The 25,475-nt window shown below is 68.1% G+C and carries 21 protein-coding genes; 7 read left to right on the top strand and 14 right to left on the bottom strand.

Annotated features, from left to right (window positions below):
* Positions 1–144: 144 nt before the first annotated feature.
* From QRN53_RS08960 to QRN53_RS08945, 4 genes are all read right to left on the bottom strand, one after another.
* Entirely contained in the window at positions 145–780 is a 636-nt protein-coding gene (locus QRN53_RS08960; protein ID WP_285243660.1) for a hypothetical protein, read from the bottom strand.
* A gap of 85 nt (positions 781–865) precedes the next feature.
* Positions 866–2,425 carry an FAD-dependent oxidoreductase gene (locus QRN53_RS08955; RefSeq protein ID WP_285243659.1) on the bottom strand — a complete coding sequence of 520 codons (1,560 nt, stop codon included), beginning with the start codon at positions 2,423–2,425 and terminating at the stop codon, positions 866–868.
* The gene (locus tag QRN53_RS08950) at positions 2,422–4,629 is read right to left on the bottom strand and encodes a molybdopterin oxidoreductase family protein (protein ID WP_285243658.1); all 2,208 of its coding nucleotides are present in this window, start codon (positions 4,627–4,629) and stop codon (positions 2,422–2,424) included. The genes QRN53_RS08955 and QRN53_RS08950 overlap by 4 nt, the downstream gene beginning before the upstream one ends.
* A 1-nt stretch (position 4,630) precedes the next feature.
* A complete protein-coding gene (locus tag QRN53_RS08945) occupies positions 4,631–6,106 on the bottom strand; it encodes an MFS transporter (RefSeq protein ID WP_285243657.1) in 1,476 nt (491 codons plus the stop codon).
* Between the two features lie 277 nt (positions 6,107–6,383).
* Here QRN53_RS08945 and QRN53_RS08940 point away from each other — a divergent pair, with 277 nt between their 5' ends.
* The gene (locus QRN53_RS08940; protein ID WP_285243656.1) at positions 6,384–7,793 is read left to right on the top strand and encodes an MFS transporter; all 1,410 of its coding nucleotides are present in this window, start codon (positions 6,384–6,386) and stop codon (positions 7,791–7,793) included.
* A gap of 57 nt (positions 7,794–7,850) precedes the next feature.
* Here the strand turns inward: QRN53_RS08940 and QRN53_RS08935 are convergent, their stop codons facing one another.
* From QRN53_RS08935 to QRN53_RS08910, 6 genes are all read right to left on the bottom strand, one after another.
* Positions 7,851–8,582, bottom strand: coding sequence for a glutamine amidotransferase (locus tag QRN53_RS08935; RefSeq protein WP_285243655.1), 732 nt, complete (start codon positions 8,580–8,582; stop codon positions 7,851–7,853).
* Between the two features lie 61 nt (positions 8,583–8,643).
* Positions 8,644–9,081, bottom strand: coding sequence for a YybH family protein (locus QRN53_RS08930; protein ID WP_109863418.1), 438 nt, complete (start codon positions 9,079–9,081; stop codon positions 8,644–8,646).
* Between the two features lie 17 nt (positions 9,082–9,098).
* Positions 9,099–10,910: an acetyl/propionyl/methylcrotonyl-CoA carboxylase subunit alpha gene (locus QRN53_RS08925; protein ID WP_285243654.1), complete on the bottom strand. Its 1,812-nt coding sequence runs from the start codon at positions 10,908–10,910 to the stop codon at positions 9,099–9,101.
* 129 nt (positions 10,911–11,039) lie between these two features.
* Positions 11,040–11,684 (bottom strand): Maf family protein, encoded by a 645-nt coding sequence (locus QRN53_RS08920; protein ID WP_285243653.1) that lies wholly within the window; start codon positions 11,682–11,684, stop codon positions 11,040–11,042.
* 9 nt (positions 11,685–11,693) lie between these two features.
* A complete protein-coding gene (locus QRN53_RS08915; protein ID WP_285243652.1) occupies positions 11,694–14,216 on the bottom strand; it encodes an MMPL family transporter in 2,523 nt (840 codons plus the stop codon).
* A gap of 16 nt (positions 14,217–14,232) precedes the next feature.
* Positions 14,233–14,910 (bottom strand): TetR/AcrR family transcriptional regulator, encoded by a 678-nt coding sequence (locus QRN53_RS08910; RefSeq protein ID WP_285243651.1) that lies wholly within the window; start codon positions 14,908–14,910, stop codon positions 14,233–14,235.
* Between the two features lie 176 nt (positions 14,911–15,086).
* On the opposite strand from QRN53_RS08910, the gene QRN53_RS08905 reads away from it, so the two are divergent.
* The gene (locus QRN53_RS08905; protein WP_285243650.1) at positions 15,087–15,647 is read left to right on the top strand and encodes a hypothetical protein; all 561 of its coding nucleotides are present in this window, start codon (positions 15,087–15,089) and stop codon (positions 15,645–15,647) included.
* A 108-nt stretch (positions 15,648–15,755) separates the two neighbouring features.
* Here the strand turns inward: QRN53_RS08905 and QRN53_RS08900 are convergent, their stop codons facing one another.
* The 4 genes from QRN53_RS08900 to QRN53_RS08885 form a co-directional block, all read right to left on the bottom strand.
* A complete protein-coding gene (locus tag QRN53_RS08900; protein WP_285243649.1) occupies positions 15,756–17,192 on the bottom strand; it encodes a dicarboxylate/amino acid:cation symporter in 1,437 nt (478 codons plus the stop codon).
* Between the two features lie 320 nt (positions 17,193–17,512).
* Positions 17,513–19,198, bottom strand: a complete 1,686-nt coding sequence (locus tag QRN53_RS08895) for a DUF885 domain-containing protein (protein ID WP_285243648.1) — start codon at positions 19,196–19,198, stop codon at positions 17,513–17,515.
* A gap of 43 nt (positions 19,199–19,241) precedes the next feature.
* A complete protein-coding gene (locus QRN53_RS08890) occupies positions 19,242–19,466 on the bottom strand; it encodes an acyl-CoA carboxylase subunit epsilon (RefSeq protein ID WP_285243716.1) in 225 nt (74 codons plus the stop codon).
* Between the two features lie 50 nt (positions 19,467–19,516).
* Positions 19,517–21,100 (bottom strand): acyl-CoA carboxylase subunit beta, encoded by a 1,584-nt coding sequence (locus QRN53_RS08885; protein ID WP_285243647.1) that lies wholly within the window; start codon positions 21,098–21,100, stop codon positions 19,517–19,519.
* Between the two features lie 215 nt (positions 21,101–21,315).
* Between QRN53_RS08885 and QRN53_RS08880 the strand changes: the two genes are divergently transcribed.
* The 5 genes from QRN53_RS08880 (at position 21,316) to QRN53_RS08860 (ending at position 25,392) form a co-directional block, all read left to right on the top strand.
* Positions 21,316–22,203, top strand: coding sequence for an SDR family oxidoreductase (locus QRN53_RS08880; protein ID WP_285243646.1), 888 nt, complete (start codon positions 21,316–21,318; stop codon positions 22,201–22,203).
* Positions 22,204–22,310: 107 nt separating this feature from the next.
* Complete coding sequence (locus tag QRN53_RS08875) at positions 22,311–23,219, top strand: biotin--[acetyl-CoA-carboxylase] ligase (RefSeq protein ID WP_285243645.1); 909 nt, start codon at positions 22,311–22,313, stop codon at positions 23,217–23,219.
* Positions 23,212–23,808: a PH domain-containing protein gene (locus QRN53_RS08870; protein ID WP_285243644.1), complete on the top strand. Its 597-nt coding sequence runs from the start codon at positions 23,212–23,214 to the stop codon at positions 23,806–23,808. The genes QRN53_RS08875 and QRN53_RS08870 overlap by 8 nt, the downstream gene beginning before the upstream one ends.
* Complete coding sequence (locus tag QRN53_RS08865) at positions 23,798–25,015, top strand: adenylate/guanylate cyclase domain-containing protein (protein ID WP_285243643.1); 1,218 nt, start codon at positions 23,798–23,800, stop codon at positions 25,013–25,015. Before QRN53_RS08870 ends, QRN53_RS08865 begins: the two co-directional genes overlap by 11 nt.
* Before the next feature lie 188 nt (positions 25,016–25,203).
* Positions 25,204–25,392 carry a hypothetical protein gene (locus tag QRN53_RS08860; protein ID WP_285243642.1) on the top strand — a complete coding sequence of 63 codons (189 nt, stop codon included), beginning with the start codon at positions 25,204–25,206 and terminating at the stop codon, positions 25,390–25,392.
* Positions 25,393–25,475: the final 83 nt, after the last annotated feature.

Genomic DNA, 25,475 nt, shown 5'->3' with positions numbered 1-25,475 from the left:
GGCGGGAAACGCGCTGGTGCACGCCGGCATGGTGGGGCTGGGCATCGGTGCAGCCCTCCTGTTATTTGGGATGTGAGAGGTAGACACGGTGCAGCCTGACAGGCCGTCCACGTTGTCGCCGGCCAGCGTTATCCGTGCAGAGGCTTATGCGGAGGCCGGTAGCGTATTCCGGGATGCAGGGTCCCGCCGGGCCAGCCGTGCGGCCACCAGGTAGGTTATGCCGGCTATCAGCGGAACCGCGCTGGCGGCGGCCAGGGAGGCCGCGGGCCCTGACCGGCCAAGAAATGTGATCAGCAACGGCAGCGTGCCAAGGCCGACCAGCAGCCAGCCGGCCGGGTTTGGCCGTTTCAGTCCCAGGACAGCGGCGGGGAACGCCAGGGCGACGACGCCGACCGCAACGACAGGGCCGTTCGCATCCTGGAGGCTGCGCGCCACCGCCGGATCGAGGGCGAACCATACGCCGGCCGCGACCAAGCCCGCGGAGAGCGCCACCAGAAGGGGAATGGTCCCGGCCGGCCAGAACCAGGCGAGAGCCGCGAGAACCAGCATTGGACCAAGCCAGGTCAGGATCATGACCAACCCGGCCATGCCCCCGGGCTGGTCCATCGCCTCGCCACCGATGAAAGCCGCGGCGAGTACGGTGAAGGCCGTCATGAGGACGGCCGCGGTCCTCACCAGTGCAGCGGCGCGTCGCTGCGGATCCTTCTGCCGGAGCACCATGGCTCCGGCCACGGCGGCGAGCACCACGACGGCGACGGCCAGAATGATGGGGAAGGGCATTGGTGCCTCCTGCAGACGGTGGAATCCTGTGACCAGTCAACTCCTGCGGAACACCGCTGCCAAGGGAACAAAGCCCCGCCGGCAGCTATGCAGCGGCCGCCTGGAAGTGCCGTTCGATCAGCCCCTTGATGTCCTCGTGGCATCCGCCGCACCCGGTACCGGCCCGGGTGGCCTTGGACACTTCCGCCACGGTGGAGCAGCCATCCTCCACGGCGCCCTGGATTGCGGCTCCGCTGACACCGGCGCACCGGCAGACGGTGCCGGCGGGGTCGGCGGTTCCGGCGCCGGGGATCTGGTCCGGACCGTCCAGGCGCAAGAGCAGCGAACGGTCGGCAGGGAGTTCGGCGCCCCGTTCAAAGAGCCCTACCAGTTCGGCTGCGGTGCGTGGCATCCCCACGGATACCAGGGCTTCAAGGACGCCGCCGCGCGTGGTCATCTTGACGTAGCGGCCGTGCTCCGGATCAGCCCACTGGGCGATCTGGAGGCGCGGCCGGCCGTTGACGGCCCCCGCCGTGAGCGCTTCCTCGTCCCAGGGGTCGGCAGCATTGTCCCCGGCCACCGCCATGTTCAGGCCACGGGCTTTCAACACAACGACGGCGGGTTGTTCCGGCGGCAGCGCCGGCAGCAGGTCCGCTTCCGCGGCTTTCCCTTCGGCCAGCAGGGTGAGGTAGCCGGCCAGCCATTCGGCCTGGCGCCAGCCGGGACCCACAAGCCCGGACGGGCCCTTGGCGTTCCTGCATGCCGCGCAGCCCGGATCCGGGCAGCGAACCTCCGCGCAGTCGCCGATGGCGAAGATGTGCGGTTCATGGTGGGCCCGCAGCCGGTGGTCCACCAGGATCCCGGTGCCGGTGGACAGGCCGCAGCCTTCGGCCAGCTCGGTCCGGGGCCGGACTCCGCACGAGATGACCAGGAGGTCGCCGTCGATCGCGGATCCGTCATCGAGCAGCAGGGCCGAGAAACCGCCGTCGGGCGCGTTGTGCTCTACGCCGGTGGAGCGGGCGTTGCCTGCCACCCGCACGCCGCACCGGCGCAGCCCCGCCGCCAGGACGGCCCCGCCGCCGCGGTCGATGCTGCGCCCCAGGGGATGCGGTCCGTTGTGGACCACGGTGACCGTGGCGCCTTCCTCCGCCGCAGCAAGTGCGGTCTCGAGGCCCAGGACGCCGCCGCCCAGGACCACCACACGCTTGCCGCCGTCCACCGCCCGCCGCAGCACGTCCGCGTCTCGGAGGTCGCGCAGTGCCGTAACTCCGGCGGGAAGCACGGGGGAGGCCGGGTCGGGGTTGATGCCGGTGAGGTTGGGGATGACGGGCCGGGACCCGGTGGCAAACACCAGCCGGTCATAGTGCACGGCGGTGCCGTCGGACAGCAGGACCTGCTGCCGCGCCCGGTCCACCCTCTTGGCCCGGACGCCCAGGCGGACGTCCACCCCCTCGGCCGCCAGGTCGGCCGCATCGGCGAGGGCCAGGGCGTCGGCGGTAGTCCGCCCGACGCCGAGGTCCGCCACCAGGACGCGGTTGTAGGCGGCCTCGGACTCTTCACCCACCACGGTCAGCCGGGCCTGGCCGCCGCGGACGGCGGGCAGGAGCTCGTCCACCAGCCTGGCGGCTACGGGGCCGAATCCCACGATCACAATCTGCTCGCTCATGAGGCCTCCGTCTGTTGCAGCATGCGGGCGGAATCGGGTGCGGCCACGGGCCGGACCCACACGGTGTTTAGCTTGAATTCGGGCATCCCGGAGATGGGGTCTGTGGCGGCTTCGGTCAGCCGGTTGGCGCTTTCGGACCCCGGGAAGTGGAACGGCAGGAAGACTGTTTCGGCCCGGATGGCAGTGCTGAGCTCCGCCCGGCACACCACCTCGCCGCGGCTGTTGGCCACCGAGAGCAGCGAACCGGCGGTGACGCCGAGTGCCTCAGCGGCCGCGGGGTGGATCTGGGCGGTCGCCTCCGGCTGGGCGGCGAGCAGTTCGGCCACCCGGCGGGTCTGCGCCCCGGACTGGTAGTGCTCCAGGAGGCGCCCGGTGATGAGGGTCATTTCCCTGGCTCCGGCCGCCGCGTTTACGCCGGGGTCCGCAGCGGAAGGACGACGGCGGCGGGGAACCACCGGGACCATGACAGCCTTGCCGTCGGGGTGCGCGAAGCCGTCCGTGAAGAGCCGCGGGGTGCCGGTGCTGCCGGCAGGGTAAGGCCAGTAAGCGGCCTCGCCCCGGTCCAGCATGGCGTAGTCGATCCCGGAGTAGTCGGCAAGGCCGCCCGCGGAGGCAAGCCGCAGTTCCTCGAAGACCGTCTCCGGGTCCTCGCTGTAGGTGGAGGGCGCGTCCAGCCGCTCAGCCAGCCGGGCCATGATCCACAGCTCGCTGCGGGCACCGGCGGGAGGGGAAATGGCGCGGCGCCTGCGCAGGACGCGTCCTTCCAGGTTGGTCAGGGTGCCGTCTTCCTCTGCCCACTGGAGGACCGGAAGGATGAGGTCGGCCTCCGCAGCCGTCTCCGACATAAAGAAGTCGCACACCACCAGGAAGTCCAGGCTGCGCAGTCCCGCGATGACGGCATTGGCATCGGGTGCTGCCACGGCGATGTTGGAGGCGTGTACGAAAAGGCACCGCACGCCGTCGGGCTGTCCCAGCGACTTCAACAGCTGTACAGCGGGCAGGCCGGGCCCCGGGATCAGGGCTTCCGGCACGCCCCAGACGGCGGCGACGTGCGCCCGGGCGGCAGGATCGGTGATCTTCCGGTAGCCGGGGAGTTGGTCCGCCTTCTGGCCGTGCTCGCGGCCGCCCTGTCCGTTGCCCTGCCCGGTGAGGGTTCCGTAGCCGCTGCGGGCCGAGCCCGGCAGGCCCAGCAGGAGGCTGAGGTTGATGGCGGCGGTGGCGGTGTCGGTGCCGTCCACGTGCTGTTCCACGCCGCGGCCGGTCAGGATGTAGCTGCCGCCTGCCTGCGCCCCGGCGGCGAGCCTGCGGGCGGTTTCCCGGATCAGGTCCGCGGGCACGCCGGTGAGGGATTGCACGCGCTCGGGCCAGAAGGCGTTGACGCTGCGGGCTACGGCGTCGTAGCCCGTGGTGCGCTCCTGCAGGTAGCCGGTGTCCGCCAGGCCTTCGTGGATGACCACGTGCGAGAGTCCCAGCAGGAGGGCCAGGTCGGTGCCCGGCAGCGGCTGGAGGTGGATGCCGCCGCCGTCGGCCGTGAAGGCTGCCGTGGCGGAGCGGCGCGGATCCACCACGATCAGTCCGCCGGCGTGGCGGGCACCCTGCAGGTGCTGGACGAACGGCGGCATGGTCTCGGCGACGTTCGAACCCAGCATGAGGATGGTGCTGGCGGCATCCAGGGCCTCGAGCGGGAAGGGCAGGCCGCGGTCGACGCCGAAGGCGCGCATGCCGGCAGCAGCTGCCGAGGACATGCAGAACCTGCCGTTGTAGTCGATCCGGGAGGTCCCCAGTGCCAGCCGGGCGAACTTGCCCAGCTGGTAGGCCTTCTCGTTGGTGAGTCCGCCGCCGCCAAAGACGCCCACGGAGTCCGCCCCGTGGCGGGCGCGGGCATCCCGGACTGCCGAGGCGGCCAGGTCCAGGGCCTGGTCCCAGCCGATGGGCCGGTGCACGCCGTCGGGACCCTTCAGGAGCGGCTCGGTGATCCGGCCGGCGTGGTTCAGGAGCGTGGGGGAGGTCCACCCTTTGCGGCAGAGGCCGCCGCGGTTGGTGGGGAAGTCCCGGCCGGCAACTTCCAGTGCGGGCGCGGGGTTCAAGGCAGGCACGGGGCCTGGCCCCGGCTGTGCAGCCGGGGCCAGGTCCGCGGGGGACGTGAGCGTCATGGCGCACTGCAGGGCGCAGTAGGGGCAGTGCGTGTCGGCGCTTTTGGTCATGTTAGACGTGCCCCATCGCGTTACGGCCGGCGTTTCGGATGTAGCAGGTCCAGCAGACCACCAGCATGAGGACATACGCGCCGACGAATCCGTAGAAGGCCGGAGTGTAGGAGCCGCTGGCGGTGCTGGAGGCATTCAGCACCTGGGGGATCACGAAACCGCCGTAGGCTCCGATCGCGGAGATCAGGCCCAGGGCCGAGGACGCCAGGCGCTGGGTGGCCACCGGGTTGGCACCGTTGCGGGCCGCCCGGCTGGAGGTGGCGAAGATGACCGGGATCATCCGGTAGGTGGCGCCGTTGCCGAATCCGCTGGCGGTGAACAGCATCAGGAAGAGGACCAGGAAGAGCAGGAAGTTCTTCAGGGGGAGGGTCCAGATCATGGTAAGCGTGATCACGGCCATGGAGGCGAAGGCGGCAACGGTCATCCGGGCGCCGCCCATCCGGTCCGCCATGCGTCCGCCGTACGGGCGGGCCAGCGAACCCACCAGGGGGCCGAGGAAGGCCAGGGACAAGGCCACGGTCCCCACTCCGATGGAGGAGAACGCGGGGAAGTAGTCCTTGATGAGCTTGGGGAATACACCGGCGAAGCCGATGAAGGAGCCGAACGTGCCGATGTACAGCAGCGCCATGATCCACAGGTGCGGTTCCTTCAGCGCCGCGACCGAGCCTGCCACGTCGCCCTTGGCGCTGGTGAGGTTGTTCATGTACTTGAAGGCGCCGAACGCGGCCAGCAGGATGAACGGGACCCACATCCACCCGGCCATTGGCAGGTTGACGGTGCCGGCGGCGAGGAGGGTGATGACGATGGGGACGGCAAGCTGTGCGACTGCGGCGCCCAGGTTTCCGCCGGCGGCGTTCAGGCCCAGCGCCCAGCCCTTTTCCCTCGCCGGGTAGAAGAACGTGATGTTGGCCATGGAGCTGGCGAAGTTGCCGCCGCCGAAGCCGGCGAGGGCGGCCACCAGGAGCATGACGCTGAACGGCGTGCCCGGGTTGGAGACACACAGGGCCAGTCCGGTGGAGGGGATCAGGAGCAGCAGTGCGGAGACGATGGTCCAGTTCCGTCCGCCGAAGCGGGGGACCATGAACGTGTAGGGAATGCGGAGGGTGGCGCCCACGAGGCTGGGCATCGAGATGAGCCAGAAGATCTCCGAGGTGGAGAAGGTGAAGCCGGCGGCGGGAAGCTGGACCACCACGATGGACCACAGCTGCCACACCACGAAGCCGAGGAACTCGGCGAAGATGGACCAGTTCAGGTTGCGGCGGGCGATGGCGCGGCCGGCGGTTTCCCACTGCTCCTTGTTCTCGGCATCCCAGTTGGCGATCCAGCGGCCGGGGCGGAATTCAAGGGCAGGGGCGTCTGTGGTGCGGGTACGGCCGGGCTGTGCGCTGGCGGATGCGGCAACGGCTGCCGGTCCAGTGGCCTCATCAAGGTCAAGGGTATTTCCGGCGCCGGCATCAACGGTGCGGTCAACAGTCACGGTTACCTCCTTCAGGGGATGTTGTTCCTCCAAGGTAGGGACGGCTCGTTTCGCGGACGGTCGATGTTTGTTAACGCGCTGTGACTTTTGCCTATCCGGGCCTGCATACCGGCGTGAGGCCCGGCGTGGAGCCCGTATCGTGAGACGCACAACACATGTCCATATGGTGGACGATTCGTCCATTGACTGGACGCGGCGAAGTAAGATCGAACTCTAACTATTCGAGCCGGGAGGCGGACCTGCCTGTGCCCGGCCGGTCTCACGAAAGCGCTTACCTATGTCATCCCCCGATACCACCACGGTGCCCGGTTCGCACCAGCCGGTGAACTCCCGCGGCCGCGTCATCGTGGCGAGCCTGATCGGCACCACCGTGGAGTTCTACGACTTCTACGTCTACGCCACCGCCGCCGTGCTCGTCTTCCCGAAGCTCTTCTTCCCGGGCCAGAACGAGACCACCCAGCTGCTGAGCTCCTTCGCCGTCTTTGGCGTGGCGTTCGTCGCCCGCCCCCTTGGCTCCATCGTGTTCGGCCACTTCGGTGACAAGTTTGGCCGCAAGGGAACCCTTGTGGCGTCGTTGCTCACCATGGGCATTGCGACCTTCCTGATCGGCTGCCTCCCCACCGCCCTGGTACCCGGCTGGGAATTCTGGGCACCGGCCCTGCTCGTCATCATGCGCTTTGCCCAAGGCCTGGCCCTGGGCGGCGAATGGAGCGGCGCGGCCCTGCTGGCCACGGAGAACGCCCCCGCCAACAAGCGCGCCATCTACGGCACCTTCCCGCAACTGGGCGCCCCCATCGGCTTCATCATCGCCAACGTCATCTTCCTCGTGGCCAGCTACACCCTTTCGCCGGAAGCCTTCGCGGCCTGGGGCTGGCGCGTGCCGTTCCTGCTCAGCGCCGTCATGGTCATCCTGGGCCTGTACGTCCGGCTCAAGCTGATCGAAACCCCCGCCTTCACCAAGGTGGTTCAATCCAACGAGGTGGCGAAACTTCCGCTGGGCCGCGTCTTCAAGACCAGTTGGCGCCAGCTGATCCTGGGCACCTTCATCATGCTGGCCACCTACGTGCTCTTCTACCTGATGACCACGTTCACCCTCACCTACGGCACCAAGCCCACGCTGGCCGGTGCGCAGGCGGCCGCCGAAAAGGCCGGAAAGCCCATGACCGAGGCTGCCGCTGCCGCGTTCGTCCCCGGCCTGGGGTACACCCGCAACGACTTCCTCTGGATGCTGATCGCCGGCGTCGTCTTCTTCGGCATCTTCACCCTGGTCTCCGGCCCGCTCGCCGAAAAGTATGGCCGCCGGAAGATGTTGATGGCCGTCACCGCCGGCATCTTCGTGTTCGGCCTGCTGTTCGTCCCGCTGTTCAGCGGCGGCTTCGTGGGCACCATGGGCCTGCTGATCCTCGGGTTCTCCCTGATGGGCCTGACCTTCGGGCCCATGGGGGCGCTGCTGCCGGAACTGTTCCCCACGAACGTCCGCTACACCGGCTCTGCCATCAGCTACAACTTCTCCAGCATCCTGGGTGCAGCCGTGGCGCCGTTCATCGCCGTTGCGCTGTGGGAAGCGGCCAAGGGCAGCCCCGTCCTGGTCGGCGTGTACCTGACGTCCATGGCCGTGCTGACTTTGATCGCGCTGTTCCTCACCCGCGAAACCCGCGACTTGGACTACGAGAACAACGTGGCCTGATTTCTCCGATGCCACAATGCCCGGCGCGGCCATCCGGCCCGCCGGGCATTGCCATGTTCAGCGGGCGTAGCGTGCCACGAAGTTCTTCAGGACGGTCATGGGCTCGGTCACGGTGGACCGGCGTGCGGCGGCCATCAGTTCCTCGGCGGATTCCGGCGGGAAGTACCCGGCGTGCCGGTAGATATCGATCCGGGTCACCAGTCCATTCGCGTCCAGCTCGGGGTGGAACTGGGTGGCGTAGAGGTTTGTCTTGATCCGGAACATGTGGACCGGGCAGGTGGCGGAGCGCGCCAGCAGGACGGCGTGCCCCGGCAGCGAACTGACAGCCTCCTTGTGGCCGGTGAAGGCCGTAAACGTCCGGGGCAGCCCGTGCAGCAGGGGATCCTGCAGCCCCGCGGCGGTCAGTTCGATCTCCACCGCTCCCAGCGGTTCACCGTGGGTCCGGTCGATCACCGCGCCCTGGTGCGTGCCCAGGGTTCCCACCCCGTAGCAGGCACCCAGGAATGGAAAGTCAAGCGCCACGAGCCGGTCCAGGAGGCCCGAAAGTTCCCGTTCCACCCGGTGCTGTACCGCGCTCTTGTCCCCGGGCGGATCGCTGGAGGTGAACGGGCTTCCGCCGACGATCACCCCGGAGTACCGCGAAAGGTCCAGGGCGGGCAGCGGAACGGCCTCAAGCCGAACCCGGTGCAGTTCCCGCTCCTCCAGTCCGCCGTACCTCAGGTAGGCCGCGTACTCGTCCTCGGCGGCGGTGTCCTCGGCCCGGGATGCGAGAAGCAGGAAAGGCAGCATCTGCTAAGTCTGCCTGCTGGCGGCAAACCCTGCCAGCACCCGGAACGGGTGCGCCCGCGGGTCAGGCGGCGGGCTGGGTCAGGGAGCGCCGGGACTGCGGCCGGGCGGCGGGGTCCGCGTGCCGGTGCACCAGCTTCCAGTAGCCTTCCTCGCGGCGGAAGATGCTGGTGACGCGCAGGGCGAATTCCTCCGTGGCGGCCGCGGCGTCCAGCCGCGCCCGGAAATGCTCGGTTTCCACCAGGTAGGCGGTGTCGCGGGCCGTGTAGGAGGTGACGGTGTCGAAGCCCAGCATCTCGCCGTCGCGGAACTGCCGGGCCGCCTGGTCAAGGCGGGCCTCTACCTGTGCCCAGCCGCGGGCGATGCCGCCGAACGGGTTGGCCAGGGTGACGTCGTCCTGCCGGGAGTACAGATCCTTGATCGGAGCCGGGTTGCCCCGGGTGATTTCGGGAACCGCCTGGTGGTAGCGGTCCACTTCTTCCTGGAAACTTGGTGCGAGCATGTCCGGCGCAGCGCTTTCTAGTCTTCGATGGTGGCGATGATGGCGCCGGCGGACACCGTTTCGCCCGCCGTTGCCGTCAGTCCCGTGATGGTGCCCGAACGGTGCGCCGTCAGCGGCTGCTCCATCTTCATGGCCTCCAGGACCACCACCAGGTCGCCCTCGGACACTGTGTCGCCGTGCGAAACGGCGACCTTTACGATGGTTCCCTGCATGGGGGAGGTAAGGGCGTTGCCCGTGGCGGCGGCGGGACCTGCCGAACGTGAGCGCTTCTTCGACTTGCCGGGCTTGCCGGCGGCTGCTGCGGTGCCGGGGGTGCCCAGGGATGCGGGGAGCACCACTTCGAGGCGCTTGCCGCCGACCTCTACGACGACGCGCTGGCGTTCACCGGCGTCGGCCTCTTCTTCCGTGGTGCCGCTGGGTGTCCAGGCGGGGATGTCGTTGACGAAGGCGGTCTCGATCCAGCGGGTGTGGACCTTGAACGGGCCCTCCGCGGGGGCGAAGTCGGGGTTGCTGACCACGGCGAGATCGAACGGGATGACGGTGGGAATGCCCTCCACCACCATTTCCTCCAGGGCACGGCGTGAGCGCTGCAGGGCCTGGGTGCGGGTGGCGCCGGTAACGACCAGTTTGGAAAGCATCGAGTCGAAGTTGCCGCTGATGACATCGCCCTGCTCCACGCCCGAGTCGATCCGCACGCCGGGACCGGTGGGGTTCTTCAGGGCACTGATGGTGCCGGGGGAGGGCAGGAAGTTCCGGCCCGGGTCCTCGCCGGTGATACGGAATTCGAACGAGTGGCCGCGGACCTCGGGGTCGCCGTAGCCGAGCTCCTCGCCGCGGGCCAGCCGGAACTGTTCGCGGACCAGGTCGATTCCGGTGACTTCCTCGGAGACGCAGTGCTCCACCTGGAGGCGGGTGTTGACCTCAAGGAAGGAAATGGTGCCGTCCTGGCCCACCAGGAACTCGCAGGTCCCTGCGCCCAGGTAGCACGCTTCCTTCAGGATGGCCTTGGAGGATTCGTAGAGCCGCTGGTTCTGTTCGTCGGTCAGGAAGGGTGCGGGGGCTTCCTCCACGAGCTTCTGGTTGCGGCGCTGCAGGGAGCAGTCGCGGGTGGAGACCACCACGACGTTGCCGTGTGCGTCGGCGAGGCACTGGGTTTCGACGTGGCGGGGAGCGTCCAGGAAGCGTTCGATGAAGCACTCGCCGCGGCCGAAGGCGGCGGTGGCTTCGCGGACGGCGGACTCGAAGAGCTCGGGGATTTCCTCGCGGGTGCGGGCCACCTTGATGCCGCGTCCACCGCCGCCGAACGCCGCTTTGATGGCTACGGGCAGGCCGAACTTGTCCACGAATTCGAGGATTTCCTCGGCGGATTCGACCGGGTCGGCGGTGCCGGGGACCTGCGGGGCACCGACCTTCTCTGCGATGTGGCGCGCCTGGACCTTGTCGCCGAGGGCGGAGATGGCCTCGGGGGAGGGGCCGATCCAGGTGATGCCGGCAGCGATGACCTTGGCGGCGAAGTCGGCGTTCTCAGCCAGGAACCCATAGCCGGGATGGATGGCGTCGGCGCCGGACTGGCGGGCGGCGTCAATGATCTTGTCCATCACCAGGTAGGACTCGGCGGCCGTGGTGCCACCCAGGGCATAGGCCTCGTCGGCGAGTTTGACGTGCAGGGCGTCACGGTCGGGGTCGGCGTAGACGGCCACCGAGGCGATGCCTTCGTCCCGGGCCGCACGGATGATGCGGACGGCGATTTCCCCGCGGTTGGCGATCAGCACCTTGGTGAGGGTCGTCGACTGCGTGGGACCTGCGGACTGCTCCAAATTTGCTGACAAGGCGTCTCCTTCTTTCCTTCAGGGAGCCTAGCGCGGTTTTGAGGGTTCCGCCGATATTACTTGCGGAATCCGCGTGTAAACCAGCCTTCCTTTGTAGGTAAGCTACAAGGCATCCCGAAAATAGAGGACTTACCGCGCGGGCCAGAGATCCGTGATGCGCACGTTGGCGGCGGCAAGGAGGCCCCGGAGGGTGGAGACGGACAGGCCGACGACGGCGTGCGGGTCGCCGTCGACCTTCCGGATGAAGGCCCCACCCAGGCCGTCGATGGTGAACGAACCGGCGCAGTGCAGCGGCTCGCCGGTGGCGATGTAGGCGTCGATTTCCGCCGGTTCCATATCCATGAAGGTGACCTCGGCGGAGGCGACCGCCCCGAGCGTGGCGCCCGAACCGCGGCCGCCGGGTCCGTCGTCGTCCGTGTCCCTGCAATCCACCAGCCAGTGTCCCGTGTGCAGCACTCCAGCGCTCCCGCTCATCCGGAGCATCCGGTCCCGGGCGACGGCGGCCGTGTAGGGCTTGCCGTGCGCCTCGCCGTCGAACTCGAAGACCGAATCGCAGCCCAGCACCAGGGCGCCCTCCGCTTCCGGCAGGGACGCCACGGCCTCGGCCTTGGCCCTGGCGAGCAGCAGTGCGGTGTCATGCGGGTCGGTGACGCCGTACCGTTCCTGGACGGCTTCCTCGTCGACGTCGGACACCAGGACCGTGTGCCGGATGCCGGCCTCGGCCAGGAGCTTGGTGCGGGCGGGGGACTGGGAGGCGAGAATCAGGTGGTGCACGGTTCCAGCCTAGTGGACCAGTTCGCCCGGGGTGGGAGCGGCCTGGCCGCGGTTGAGCTTGGCCCCTTCGACGTCCACGTCCGGCAGGATCCGGTCCAGCCAGCGCGGCAGCCACCAGGACTTGGCACCCAGCAGGTACATGACGGCCGGGACAATGGTCATGCGGACCACGAAGGCGTCGAACAGGACACCGAAGGCCATGGCGAAGCCCAGCGGCCGGACCATGGTGAGGTGGCTGAAGATGAAGCCGGAGAACACGCTGACCATGATGATCGCGGCGGCCGTCACCACGGCGGCTGCGTGCCGGAAGCCCACCCGGACCGCTTCCTTGGCCTCGGAGCCGTGCATGTACGCCTCGCGCATGCCGGAGGCGATGAACACCTGGTAGTCCATGGCCAGCCCGAACAGCACGCCGATTAGGATGATGGGCAGGAAGCTGAGCACGGCGCCGGGGTTGGCGACGTCGAACACGCCGCCCAGCCAGCCCCACTGGTACACCGCCACCACGGCGCCGAAGGCCGCGGACAGGGACAGCAGGAACCCGCCGGTGGCCAGCAGCGGGACAACGATGGAGCGGAACACCAGCAGCAGCAGGACCAGGGAAAGCCCGACGACGATGGCCAGGTAGGGCGGCAGGGCGGCACCGAGCTTGGTGGAGACATCCACGTTGCCGGCGGTCTGGCCGGTCAGGCCCATGGCCACGCCGTAGTCCGACTGGATTTCGCCGTTGAGTCCGCGCAGTTCGGAGACCACCTGGACGGTGCTCGCGCTGGCGGGGCCTTCCTTGGGAATGACCTGGAACACGGCGGTCCGGCGGTCATCGCTGAGGGCTACCGGCACGGCGGCCACCACGTTGTCCACGGCGCGGAGCTTGTCCGCGATGTCGTACTGCAGCTTCTGAGCTTGGGCGGCGTCGAGGTTCGCGGGGAACTCGCCCACCGCCACGATCGGACCCGTCACGCCCTCGCCGAAACTGCGCGCCGTCAGGTCATAGGCCTGGTAGGCCTCCGAGTCGACTGGCTCGGAGCCGCCGTCCGGCAGCGCGAGCTGCAACTGCGTGGCCGGCAGTGCCAGGGTGCCGAGCACCAGGACGCCGGCCACCAGCGCCACCCACGGGTGCCGGGTGACGAGTCCGCCCCAGCCGCGGGTGCTGCGATGGCGGTCGGTGGCTAGGTCTGCGGCTTCATGGCCCGGTTCGGCGTTGTGCGCCTCGGCCTTGGCCCAGGCGCGCCGGGAGATGATGCGGCGGCCGATCAGGGACAGCATGGCGGGGGTCAGCGTGATGGCCACGAGCACGGCCACAGCCACGGTCCCTGCCGCGGCGAGGCCCATGACGGTGAGGAACGGCAGCCCGGGGACCACCAGGGCGGCGAGGGCGATGATCACGGTGAGGCCGGCGAAGACCACCGCGTTGCCCGAGGTGCCGTTGGCCCGGGCCACCGACTCCTCGGCGTCCATGCCGGCGAGGAGCTGGGTCCGGTGCCGGTTGACGATGAACAGCGAGTAGTCGATGCCTACGGCGAGGCCGAGCATGAGGGCCAGCATGGGGGAGATGGAGCTCATGTCGAACAGGCCGGAGAGTGCGAAGGTGATCCCGACGCCCATGCCGACGCCCATGACGGCCATGAGCAGCGGCAGCCCGGCGGCGATCAGGGTACCCAGCATGAGGATCAGGACCAGTGCGGCGACGGCGATGCCTACGATCTCGGCGGTGCCGAAGAGGGCCGAGATGTCCTCGGTGATTTCCTTGCTGGCCAGGGCGGTGACGCCGGCGGAGGAGGTTTCGTGGGCGATGTCCTGGACCTGCTTGCGCACGGCCGGGCTCAGCCCGTTGATGGAGGTGTTGAACTGGACCTGGGCCACCGCCGCCTGGTTGTCCTTCGAGACGAAACGGATGGCGGAGGCCGCCTGCGCCTGGCGTTTGCCGAGCTCCAGCTTGGCCTTGTTGGCCGCCAGCTCCTGCGTGCCGGCGTCGAGCTTCTCCTGGCCCGCTGCCAGTGCCGCCTTCTGCTGGCCCAGTTGCGCGTCGATCACCGTTGCCGGTGCCCCCGCGGCGGTGAGCTGCTGCTCGGCCGCCGCCAGCTGCGCCTTGCCGGCGTCCAGCTGCGCCCGCGAGGAGTCCAGCTGCGCCTGCCCGGCCGCCAGCTGCTGCTCGCCGTCCGTGATCGCCTTGGCTGCCTGGTCCACCTGGGCTTGGGTGGCGAACGGGTCAACAGTGCCGCGAACCTCGGGAACGGTCTGGAGCTTCTTCAGCGCGTCCGTGACGGCGGCGCGGCTCTGGTTCGTGAAGCCGCCGCTGGGCGCCTCGAACACGATCGTGGCACTGCCGCCGGAAGCGGCCGGCAGGTCCTGCTTGAGCTTGTCCGCGATGCGCTGGGTTTCCGTTCCAGGGATCTGGAAGTTGTTGGACAGGGTGCCATGGAATGCTGCGGCCGAGCCGCCTACTGCCACCAGCACGGCGAGCCACAAAGAGATGACAAGCCAGCGCCGGCGGTAGGAGAACTTGCCCAGGCGGTAGAGGAGGAGTGCCATGCGGAAACCGATCTGATCAGGAGGAACGGGTAGCGGAGGGTGAAGCAGAAGGGGCGAAGCCTGTGCCCAGCAGGGCTATGGATTCGATAAGAAGCTGGCGAAGCTCGGTGAGGGAGCCCGCCGTGAGGTCCGGGCCGCGCCGGCTGAACCAGACCTCCATGGCGGCTTTGCCGCAGGAGATGATGGAACCGGCCAGGGCATGGACATAGAGTTCGTCCTGTCCGCCGGGGGTGCCGGCGAGGCGCTCGCGGGCGACGGCGAAGACCTGCGCCCTGCAATGGTCCCAGGCCTCGAGTTCGGAATGGGCCATCAGCGGGCTTTGCTGGGTCAGGGTAAAGAGTTCCGCCAGCGGAGCCACGGCCTTGGGGTCGGCAAGGGCCGCCAGCGCCGCCTGGGCCGATTCGAGCATGGGCTCGCTCGCGGGGCGGAGCCGCAACTGTTGGATGGCGGTGTCCAGGAATCCGTGCACGATCGATGCCAGGGCGGCGTCGGTGCTGCCGAAGTAGTTGAAGAAGGTGCGGCGTGAGATGCCCGCGGCGTCGGCGATGTCCTCCACCGTGAAATTTCCCGGGCCTTTGGCGCGCAGCAGTTCCAGGGCGGCATCCGTGATGGCCTGCCGGGTGGCTGCCTTGTTCAGCTCACGCCGGGACGGGGGCGCCTGCTGGTCGTCGGATGATGCGGGAGTGGTGGGCACATGATTACACTACGTGCAAGTTTGCACTACATGCAACTAATTTCCGGCTTGGATTCACAGGAGACCGAAAGGTTCCCAACAGCCTTTCCTGAACCTGCCGGGAGATGCTGGATATGTCTCGGTGAGAGAGGCACAAACCCACTGCCGTTACCCGACGGCGAATCAGGAGACAAGAGATGTCACGTACGAAGAAGATGACCCTGGGTCTGTCAGCGGCTGCGCTGGTCCTGGGTGCCGGGATCGGAGTGGCCGGGATGGCTTCCGCGACCACCGCCGCGCCCACCCCCACACCCAGCGCGAGCTCAAGCGCCTCCACTGACGGAAGCAACGGCGCCGCGCACGACGGCATGGGCCGGCACGGCCGTCCCGGCGGCCACGGCGAGGACCAGGCCGCCGCGCTGGCCAGCAAGCTTGGCGTGGACCAGACCAAGGTCCAGGACGCGCTGAAGGCCTTCCGTGATGCGAACAAGCCCACTGCCCCGGCTGAGGGCCAGAAGCCGGACCCGGCCGCGCGGGAAGCTGCCCTTGCGAAGTCGCTGGCCGCCGCGCTCGGCATTGACGAGTCGAAGGTGACGGCCGCGCTCCAGTCGATCCGCAGCGATGAGCAGTCGGAGCACGCTGCCGCGCTCAAGTCCCGCCTGGATAAGGCCGTCACCGACGGCAAGCTGACCCAGGCCGAAGCCGACGCTGTGACCAAGGCGGTCCAGAATGGCGTCATCGGCGGCGGCGGCCGCTGACTGAAGCCTGCGGTTGGGGGCCACGGTTCCCCTGAGCGGCAGGAGCGCTTAACAGCACGAAGTCCCCCGGGAAGATTTCCCGGGGGACTTCGTGTTGCGGGTTGCAGGTTACGCGTTGGCGTCCTGCAGTTCGCGCGGCGCGGTGTCCGCACTGGTGCCGTCAGCGGGCTCGGCGGCGGCGTCCTGGTCGTCCACGAACGGGGTGCCGTTGCGCGGGGCGTTGTACAGCGCCTCGTCCAGGATGCCCTGGCGCTTGGCCACGATGGTGGGAACCAGGGCCTGGCCTGCAACATTCACTGCGGTGCGGCCCATGTCCAGGATGGGATCGATGGCGAGCAGGAGCCCGACGCCTGCCAGCGGGAGTCCCAGCGTGGAGAGGGTCAGCGTCAGCATCACCACGGCGCCGGTGGTGCCGGCGGTCGCGGCGGAACCCAGAACGGAGACCAGGGCGATCAGCACGTACTGGCTGAAGTCCAGGTGGATGCCGAAGAACTGGGCGACGAAGATGGCGGACACGGCCGGGTAGATGGCAGCGCAGCCGTCCATCTTGGTGGTGGCGCCCAGCGGCACGGCAAAGGAAGCATAGGCCCGGGGCACACCCAGGGAGCGCTCAGTCACGCGCTGGGTCAGCGGCAGGGTGCCCACCGAGGAGCGGGACACGAAGGCCAGCTGCACGGCCGGCCACACACCGGAGAAGTACTGCTTGATGGACAGGCCGTGGCTGCGGACCAGGATGGGGTAGACCACGAACAGGACCAGGGCCAGGCCAACGTAGATCGCGACCGCGAACTTGCCGAGCGAGCCGATGGTGTCCCAGCCGTAGACTGCCACCGCATTGCCGATCAGGCCGATGGTGCCGAGCGGGGCGATGCGGATGATCCACCACAGGACCTTCTGGATGACGGCAAGGGCCGAGGCGTTGAGGTTCAGGAAGGGCTCGGCGGCCTTGCCCACCTTAAGGGCCGCAACGCCGACGGCGATGGCGATCACCAGGATCTGCAGGACGTTGAAGCTGACCGAGGTGGTGACTGCGCCGGCGTCGCCAACGGTGGAGCTGGCGCCAAGGCCCAGGAAGTTCTTCGGGAACAGGCCGACGAGGAACGCCCACCAGTCGCCGGACTTGCCGGTGTACTTGGCTTGCTCGGTGATGCCCGTGTTGGCGCCGGGCTGCAGCAGCACGCCCAGGCCGATGCCGATCAGCACCGCGATCAGGGACGTGATGGCGAACCACAGGAGCGTGTTCCATGCCAGCCGGGCCGCGTTGGATACCTGGCGCAGGTTGGAAATGGAGCTGACGACGGCGGTGAAGATCAGCGGTACCACGGCGGTCTGCAGCAGCGAGACGTAGCTCGAGCCGATGGTCTGCAGCGTGGTGCCAAGGGCGTTGGGGTTGGTCTTGGTGCTGCCGGTGTACTTGGCCAGCAGGCCGAGGCCGAGGCCCACGATGAGGGCGGCAATGATCTGGAAGCCGAAGGAGGAAGCCCACTTGGGCAACTGGAATCCGGTCTTCCCCGCGGATGATGGGGTGCTTGTCTGAGTGGTCACCAAAACAAGCTAGACCTGCGGCGCATACCACGTCGAAAGAATATTGAGAAATATTACGCGCGTGAAACTGGGTTTGGCGAACAAAAACCCAGTAAACACAAGGGATGCAGTGGCAATTGTTAAGTTATTCCCGGCTTCGATGTGCTTAACGTCTCCCTGGTTCCTTAGGTAAAGGGCCCGACGTGGGTGCCTTCCGGCAGCTTGCTCCCCACCGGCACCCTAGCCTCGGAAGCTCGGCCAGGGAACCTGCCGGCGTGGGCCCAGCCGCGAGGAACGAGCAGCACGCAGAGGATATTGCCCTCCCGCCCTCCAGGGGCGGGCTATCCCAGCAGCGCCCGGCGCAGTGTGTCGAGACCAACAGAGCCGATGTTCAGGGCCTTGGTGTGGAACTCCTTGAGCTCGAATCCGGGCCGCGATTCGAGTTCGGCGCGGATCTGTTCCCAGAGCCGCTGGCCCACCTTGTAGGACGGGGCCTGGCCCGGCCAGCCGAGGTAGCGGGTGAACTCGAAGTTGAGCTGGCCTTCGCTGATGGGAAGGTTTTCCTTAAGGAACCCGTAGCCCGTCGTGGCAGTCCAGGTGCCGGATCCCCACCGCTCCGGCATCTCCAGCTCGAGGTGGACGCCGATGTCGAAGACGACGCGGGCAGCCCGCATGCGCTGCATGTCCAGCATCCCCATGTGGTCGCCGGGGTCGGTGAGGTAGCCCAGTTCCTGCATCAGTTTCTCGGCGTAGAGGGCCCAGCCTTCGCCGTGCCCGGAGGTCCAGCAGACGTTGCGGCGCCATTTGTTCAGCAGCTCGCGCCGGTACGTAGCGGTGGCCACCTGGAGGTGATGGCCGGGAACGCCCTCGTGGTAGACGGTGGTGGTTTCGGCCCAGGTGGTGAAGGTGTCCTCGCCGGCGGGGACGGACCACCACATCCGGCCGGGCCGGCTGAAGTCATCTGACGGGCCGGTGTAGTAAATGCCGCCCTCGTCCGTGGGGGCGATACGGCACTCCAAGGTCTTCATCACGTCCGGGATATCGAAGTGGACGCCGGCGAGCCCGGCCATGGCCTTGTCCGAGAGATCCTGCATCCACGCCTGCAGGGCGTCGGTGCCCTTCAGCTGCCGGGCGGGATCGTTGTTGAGGATTTCCTTGGCCTCCGCGATGGTGGCGCCCGCCTTGATGGTGGCGGCCACGCGTTCCTGTTCGGCGATGAGCCGGTCCAGCTCCTGGACGCCCCAGGCATAGGTTTCTTCCAGGTCCACTTCGGCGCCGAGGAATGAGCGGGACGCCAGGGCGTACCGTGCCCTGCCCACTGCATCCTTTTCGGGTGCGGCCGGGAGCAGCTCGGTGCGCAGGAACTCTGCCAGCCCGGCGTAGGCGCTGCGGGCGGCGGCGGCTCCGGCGTCGAGCTTATCCTGGAGGGCCGCGGGCAGCGGCCCGTCCGGAGTCGCTGCACCGGCCGCCAGCTTGGCGAAGAAGCCGTCATCGGCTGCGTACTTGGTCACCTGCTCGATGACGGTCCGGACCTGCCGGGCGGCAGCCACTTTGCCGGCGTCCCTGGCGACGCGGAGGGATTCGATGTAGCCGCTGATGGCGGCCGGCACATTGCCGGCGCGGCCGGCAATGTGGTCCCAGTCCTGCACCGTGCCGGTGGGCATGAGGTCGAAGATGGCCCGGATGTCCTGGGCGGGGGAGGCGATGTTGTTCAGCTCCGCATACTCCCAGCCGGAGGCGTGGATCAGCAGTTGCAGGCCGAGCCGCTCCCTCATGGCATCCAGGGTGACGGCATCGACGTCGTCTTCCGGTTCGAGGCCCTCCAGCGAGGCCAGCGCCTCACGGGCGGCCTCGGCAAATCCGGCGATGCCGGCGGGGGAGAAGTCCTGGTATTCCGTCTCGTGGCCCGGCAGGCCAAGGGTGGTGGCGAACGTCGGGTTGAGCCGGGTGAGGGTGTCCGTATAGCCGTCCGCGACGGCGTCGATGCGGGTATGCGGGCGCGCGGCGGGTGCAGTGTCTGTAGTCACATTCCGAGACTACCCGGCCGACCGGGTGGGTGGGCGGGGATTGTCAGCCGTGGCTGCGCTTCCAGGCGCCAGGGCCGGGGGACGGGGCGAGCCGCAACTGCTGCCGGCGCACCCAGTGCCGCACGCTCGGTGCGGCAGGCTGGGCGGGAGCCGGGCCACCGAGGGACAGGACGACGGCGGTAAGCGCGGCGAGTTCCTCGGCGTTCGGTTGTCCCTTGACAACAGAGAAAAGCGGAGCTGGCGGCAAGGTTTCCTCTAGAGGGGCCACGCCGGCGGGGGTCCCGGACGGGGCTTGCGAGGGCTGGGAGCCGGTGGGGATCACAGCGGGATGTTCCCGTGCTTCTTGGCGGGGAGGCTGGCGCGTTTGTCGCGCAGCGCCCGCAGGCCCTTGATGATCTGGACCCGGGTGTCGGAGGGGGCGATCACGGCGTCCACGTAGCCCAGCTCTGCCGCCTGGTAGGGGTTGAGGAGTTCTTCCTCGTACTGCCGGATGACTTCGGCGCGGCGTGCTTCGACGTCGCCGCCATCTTCCGCCACGGCGGCGAGGTCGCGGCGGTAGAGGATGTTGACGGCACCCTGGGCGCCCATGACGCCGATCTGCGCGGTGGGCCACGCCAGGTTCAGGTCGGCGCCGAGCTTCTTGGAACCCATCACGATGTAGGCGCCGCCGTAGGCCTTGCGCGTAATGACGGTGAGCTTGGGGACGGTGGCCTCGGCGTAGGCGTAGAGGAGCTTGGCGCCGCGCCGGATGATGCCCTGGAACTCCTGGTCCTTGCCGGGAAGGAAGCCAGGCACGTCCACCAGGGTGATGATGGGGATGTTGAAGGCATCGCAGTGGCGGACGAACCGGGCCGCCTTTTCCGAGGCGGCGATGTCCAGGGTGCCGGCGAACTGCAGCGGCTGGTTGGCCACGATGCCCACCGTGTGGCCCTCCACGCGGCCGTAGCCGATCATCACGTTGGGTGCGTAGAGTGCCTGCATCTCCAGGAAGTGCCCGTCGTCCACGATCTGTTCGACGACGGCCCGCATGTCGTAGGGCTGGTTGGCGGAATCCGGAACCAGCGCATCCAGGGCGAGGTCGTCGTCGTCGACCTCCAACTCCTGCTGGTGGCCCAGCACGGGTGCCTCGGAGAGGTTGTTGGAGGGCAGGAAGTCCAGCAGTTCGCGCACGAACTCGATGGCGTCGGTTTCGTCGGAGGCCAGGTAGGTGGATGTTCCGGTGGTGGCGTTGTGCTGCCGGGCGCCGCCCAGCGTTTCCATGTCCACGTCCTCGCCGGTGACGGTCTTGATGACGTCCGGGCCGGTGATGAACATGTGCGAGGTCTTGTCCACCATCACCACATAGTCGGTGAGGGCGGGGGAGTAGGCGGCGCCGCCGGCGGACGGGCCCATGATCAGGGAGATCTGCGGCACCACGCCGGACGCGTGGACGTTGTTCCGGAAGATGTCCGCGAACATGGCCAGGGACGCGACGCCTTCCTGGATGCGTGCGCCGCCACCGTCCAGGATGCCCACCACGGGGCAGCCGTTGCGGAGGGCGAATTCCTGGACCTTGACGATCTTTTCGCCGTTGACCTGGCTCAGCGAGCCGCCGTAGACGCTGAAGTCCTGGCTGTAGACGGCCACCAACCGGCCGTCCACGGTGCCGTAGCCGGACACCAGACCATCGCCCAGCGGCTTCTTCTTTTCCATGCCGAATGCCGTGGAGCGGTGCACGGCGAGGGCATCGAATTCAACGAACGAGTCTTCGTCCAGCAGCAACCCGATGCGTTCGCGGGCGGTGTTCTTGCCGCGGGCATGTTGCTTTTCGATGGCCTCGGGGCCGGAGGGCTGTGCGGCACGCGCCTGGCGGTCGCGGAAATCTGCGATCTTTCCCGCTGTCGTTGTCAGATCGTGGCTCATCAAGTGTCTCCGGCTCTGTAGCAAGTCAGTTCTGTTGGTCAGCGGTCCGCATTCGCGGGAGCTTTAAGTAGCATCCACACAAAAGACGAACTCTGGTGGCAAGTCTAGTGACGGTTTGTGCGCCCGCAGCTGTAGGGAACCTACAATTTTCTGCCGTTCCGGCACCCACTCCGCTATGTTACCGGCCAGTAACATAGTTGGGTTACAGTGTTCCCATGACTTCAAGCGACGAGGCTTTGCAGGCACCCCCCAGCCCCTACCGGGCCGCCGGTTCCCTGGCAGGACGCACCATCCTCATCTCCGGCGGAAGCCGCGGAATCGGCCTGGCCATCGCCAAGAGGGCGGCCCGGGACGGGGCCAACATTGTGCTCCTGGCCAAGACCGGCACTCCGCACCCCAAGCTGGCGGGCACGGTTTTTACTGCCGCCGAAGAACTGGTGGAGGCCGGCGGCCAGGCGCTGCCCTTGGTGGGCGACGTCCGCCGGGACGAAGACGTGGCCGGAGCCGTGGCCGCAGCCACGGAGCGCTTTGGCGGCATCGACGTCGTCATTAACAACGCCTCGGCTATCGACCTGTCCACCACGGACGCCGTCGACATGAAGAAGTACGACCTCATGCAGGACATCAACGTCCGCGGAACCTTCCTGCTGTCCAAGCTGGCGCTCCCTGCGCTCCGGGCATCGGCGCAGGGGCATATCCTGACGCTGTCGCCGCCACTGAACCTCCACCCGTCCTGGGCTGGAAAACATCTTGCCTACACCATGGCCAAGTACGGGATGAGCCTGACCACGCTGGGCCTGGCCGAGGAACTGAAGGCCGACGGCGTCCGGGTGAACTCCCTCTGGCCGTGCACCCTGATCGACACGGCAGCCATCCGCAACATGCCGCAAGGCGAAAAGATGGTGCTGGCCGCCCGGGGCCCGCAGATCATGGCCGATGCCGCCCACGCCATCCTCACCGGGAGCCACCTTGCCGCCGGAGACGCGGAATCCGGAAATTTCTACACGGACGAGCAGGTCCTGGCGGGCGCAGGCGTCACAGACTTCCGGCCCTACAGCCTTGGGGCGCCCGAAGACCGGCTGGTTCCGGATATCTTCCTCTAGGGCAGCACCGGGGACTGCCGGTCGGCTCTTTTCGCGGCCGGCGGTCCCGCGGCCCGGGGAATCCTGGCTGCTGGGTAGTGTCCAGCTTCGCTCGGTAGGATTCAGGTATGGATGACGCGCACGTACCGGGCACCCCCCTGAACCGAGTGGACCTGGCCGACCAGCGTTTCCTCTCCGCCACCGGCATCCCCCGGATAGACGTGGTGGACTCGACCGGTTCCACCAATGCCGACCTCCTGCGCGCCGCCACGGTGGAACCCGCAGCCTGGCCGGACCTCTCCGTCCTGACCGCTGAATACCAGACGGCCGCCCGGGGCCGGCTGGACAGGCGTTGGGAAGCGCCGCCGCTGAGTTCGCTGTCTGTCTCCGTGGTGCTGCGTCCCGTCAACGCGGAGGGCCGGCCCCTCCCCACCCAGAGCTACTCCTGGTTGTCCCTCATCGCCGCCCTCGCCCTGCGCGAGACCCTGCTGGACACCGCCGGCATCCCGGCCGAGCTCAAATGGCCCAACGACGTTTTGGTGCGCGGCCGGAAGATCGCCGGCATCCTGGCCCAGCTTGGTCCCATGGCCGACGGCAACGTGCCGCCGGTCGTCCTTGGCACCGGACTCAATGTCACTTTGCATGAACGCGAGCTTCCGGTCCCCACCGCAACGTCCGTGGCACTCGAAGGCTCCCGGACCACCGACCGCACCCTCCTGCTGAAGAGCTACCTCACCCACTTCGCCACCCTGTACCGGAGTTTCTGCAACGCCGACGGCGACCCAACGGCCGGGATGGCCGGCGGCCCTTCCCTGCACAAGCGGGTGGAGGCCGTGATGGTCACGCTCGGCAAGCAGGTCCGGGCGCAGCTTCCCGGTGACCACGAGATCATCGGACACGCCTCACGGCTGGATGACTACGGCTCCCTGCTGGTGGTGGACCGCGACGCGCGGGAGCACGTGGTGACTGCCGGCGACGTAGTGCACCTGCGGCCTTGGACATCACCGGAAGACCCCGGCCAAGGCGGTTATGCGTAAAAGCCTCGTTCCCGGGGAACAAGTCATAGTCACCACCCGCCCGCAGCCCAGGAAGCTCGCCGGTGCCGCCGCAGCCTTCGTACTGGCGCCCGCCCTGGCCGCCTTCACCAGCGCCTGGATCATCCGCGGCGGCGCCGCCCGGGTGGCACCGGCCCTGGACCGGCAGTGGACGTCTTGGCTCGTCGCCGGCTGCGTCCTTGCGGCCGCCGCCGTGTGGCTCGGCTACTGCCTGCCCCGGCTGCTCCGCTGGCAGGGCACGCGTTACACCCTGACCAGCCAGCGGATGGTGGCCCGCCACGGCATGCTTAACCGGCGCGACCAGCAGGTGAACCTGGTGTCCGTCCGTAACCTGACCGTCCACGAATCCCTGCTTCAGCGGTTGGTGCGCTCCGGGAATATATCCTTGGAAACCGGGTACCAGGGCGTGGTGACCTTTCCTGACGTGCCCGAGGTTGCCCGGTTCCGCGACTTTATCCTCGACGCCATCGGGGAACTGCCGGACGACAATGAGGCCCGGCCGGGTGCGACGTACTATCCCGCCGGTGCTTTTCCGGAGGACATGAGAGAAGGTGGACGGGATGACCAATGAGGACCAGCAGGAACGCGTCAACAGCATCGATCCCGGTACAGCCGCCTTCGACGCCGGCGCGGCAAGCACCATGACCGGGGAACACCTTCCTGCTGCGGAACCAGTCGCGTCCGGACCGGCGGCGCCCGAACCCGGCGCGGACAGGCACCCGCCCACCGGCGCCATGTCCGCCGAACGCCTCGCCATGAAGGCCCTGGAAACACGGCTCCTTGGCGGGGAACGCAAGCTCCGTCGTCGTGAAGTGGCCGCCGGCGCAGGCCTCTCCCTCCTCTCCGCCCGCAAACTCTGGCGCGCCCTCGGGTTCCCGAACTTCGGCGACGAGGACGTTGCCTTCACCGAACGCGACCAGGCAGCCTTGTCCACGGTGGTGGACCTGGTCCGCGCCGGCAAGCTCACGGAGGAAGCAGCCATCTCGGTCACGCGCGCCATCGGCCAAATGACGGACCGGATGGTCGTGTGGCAGATCGAGGCCCTCGTGGAGGACATGGTCCACGAGCAGGGCGTCACGGACGCCGTCGCCCGCAAGCGCCTGGTCAACGAACTTCCCGCCCTGGTGGACGCACTCGAGGAAGTTCTGGTGTACTCCTGGCGGCGCCAGCTCAACGCCGGTGTCCAGCGGCTCGCCGTTCGCGCCGAGGCCGGCCTCCAGGCCAGCGAAGAAGGCCGGGAAGGCGACGAGGACGACGCCCCGCTGCCCCTGGCCCGCGCCGTGGGCTTCGCCGACCTCGTGTCCTATACCAGCCTGTCCCGGCGGATGAACGAAAAGACGCTGGCCCGGCTGGTCCAGCGGTTTGAAAACAAATGCGCCGAAATCATCTCGGTCGGGGGCGGCCGGCTGGTCAAGACCGTGGGCGACGAAGTCCTCTACATCGCCGAAACACCCGCCGCGGGCGCCGAGATCTCCCTGGCGCTCGCCGAAGCCTTCACCGCAGACGAAATCCTCCCGGAAGCCCGGGTGGCCATGGTGTGGGGAAGGATCCTGTCCCGCCTCGGTGACATCTACGGCCCCACCGTCAACCTGGCGGCCCGCCTCACCACGCTCGCGGACCCGGGAACCGTGCTGGTGGACTCGATGACCGCCTCCGCACTCGAGCACGACGAACGGTTCGTCATGATTCCCCAGGATCCGGAAAATGTCCGCGGTTTCGGCGAAATTAAACCGGTCCGCCTCACCCGCGGGCGCGGCCAGGGCCTGATCCTGGACTAGCGCCCAACACCGGTCCGCGACGGTTCCCTCAGCCGGCAAACAATTTATCCACTTGTTGGCGGATAGCGGTATGGTTGTGGTGCCCGGGGTCCAGTGACGCCGGCTGCCGGCAGGGGCAGAGAGCTATCGGGGGATAACACTTCATGAAACGTCGCCACCAAGCGCGCGCCCAAAGCCCTGGTTCCGCCATGCCCTGGAAGCGCCTGCTGCTGCGCTTCGAGATCATTCGTTGGAAGCCGCACGGCACCACGTACAGCGGTGACGGGCAGTGGTACTGGATCATGCGTGGCTCACTGAACGCCACCCGATGGATCCAGTCGCTGCACACCACATTGGGCTCGCCGGCACAGAGCGGTGTACCGCTTTGCACTTCCTGATATGGGCCACGCCATAGCCGCCGCGGCAGCGGCCTCCGGGCCAGGCAGCCGCCCCGTACGGGATAGAGGTCCCCATCGCAGGG

The sequence above is a fragment of the Pseudarthrobacter sp. fls2-241-R2A-127 genome, from assembly GCF_030209355.1.
Taxonomy (GTDB): Bacteria; Actinomycetota; Actinomycetes; order Actinomycetales; family Micrococcaceae; genus Arthrobacter.
The sequence above is the reverse complement of the archived record's forward strand: the minus strand, read 5'-3'. Positions and strand labels throughout refer to the sequence as shown.

What these genes read in the sequence shown, in the direction of transcription:
- QRN53_RS08960 (WP_285243660.1), bottom strand. Translation starts at nt 780, where the DNA reads ATGCCCTTCCCCATCATTCTGGCCGTCGCCGTCGTGGTGCTCGCCGCC.
- QRN53_RS08870 (WP_285243644.1), top strand. Translation starts at nt 23,212, where the DNA reads ATGCGTAAAAGCCTCGTTCCCGGGGAACAAGTCATAGTCACCACCCGC.
- QRN53_RS08865 (WP_285243643.1), top strand. Translation starts at nt 23,798, where the DNA reads ATGACCAATGAGGACCAGCAGGAACGCGTCAACAGCATCGATCCCGGT.
- QRN53_RS08930 (WP_109863418.1), bottom strand. Translation starts at nt 9,081, where the DNA reads ATGCTCGCACCAAGTTTCCAGGAAGAAGTGGACCGCTACCACCAGGCG.
- QRN53_RS08935 (WP_285243655.1), bottom strand. Translation starts at nt 8,582, where the DNA reads ATGCTGCCTTTCCTGCTTCTCGCATCCCGGGCCGAGGACACCGCCGCC.
- QRN53_RS08940 (WP_285243656.1), top strand. Translation starts at nt 6,384, where the DNA reads ATGTCATCCCCCGATACCACCACGGTGCCCGGTTCGCACCAGCCGGTG.
- QRN53_RS08880 (WP_285243646.1), top strand. Translation starts at nt 21,316, where the DNA reads ATGACTTCAAGCGACGAGGCTTTGCAGGCACCCCCCAGCCCCTACCGG.
- QRN53_RS08905 (WP_285243650.1), top strand. Translation starts at nt 15,087, where the DNA reads ATGTCACGTACGAAGAAGATGACCCTGGGTCTGTCAGCGGCTGCGCTG.
- QRN53_RS08950 (WP_285243658.1), bottom strand. Translation starts at nt 4,629, where the DNA reads ATGACCAAAAGCGCCGACACGCACTGCCCCTACTGCGCCCTGCAGTGC.
- QRN53_RS08885 (WP_285243647.1), bottom strand. Translation starts at nt 21,100, where the DNA reads ATGAGCCACGATCTGACAACGACAGCGGGAAAGATCGCAGATTTCCGC.
- QRN53_RS08915 (WP_285243652.1), bottom strand. Translation starts at nt 14,216, where the DNA reads ATGGCACTCCTCCTCTACCGCCTGGGCAAGTTCTCCTACCGCCGGCGC.
- QRN53_RS08875 (WP_285243645.1), top strand. Translation starts at nt 22,311, where the DNA reads ATGGATGACGCGCACGTACCGGGCACCCCCCTGAACCGAGTGGACCTG.
- QRN53_RS08860 (WP_285243642.1), top strand. Translation starts at nt 25,204, where the DNA reads ATGCCCTGGAAGCGCCTGCTGCTGCGCTTCGAGATCATTCGTTGGAAG.
- QRN53_RS08955 (WP_285243659.1), bottom strand. Translation starts at nt 2,425, where the DNA reads ATGAGCGAGCAGATTGTGATCGTGGGATTCGGCCCCGTAGCCGCCAGG.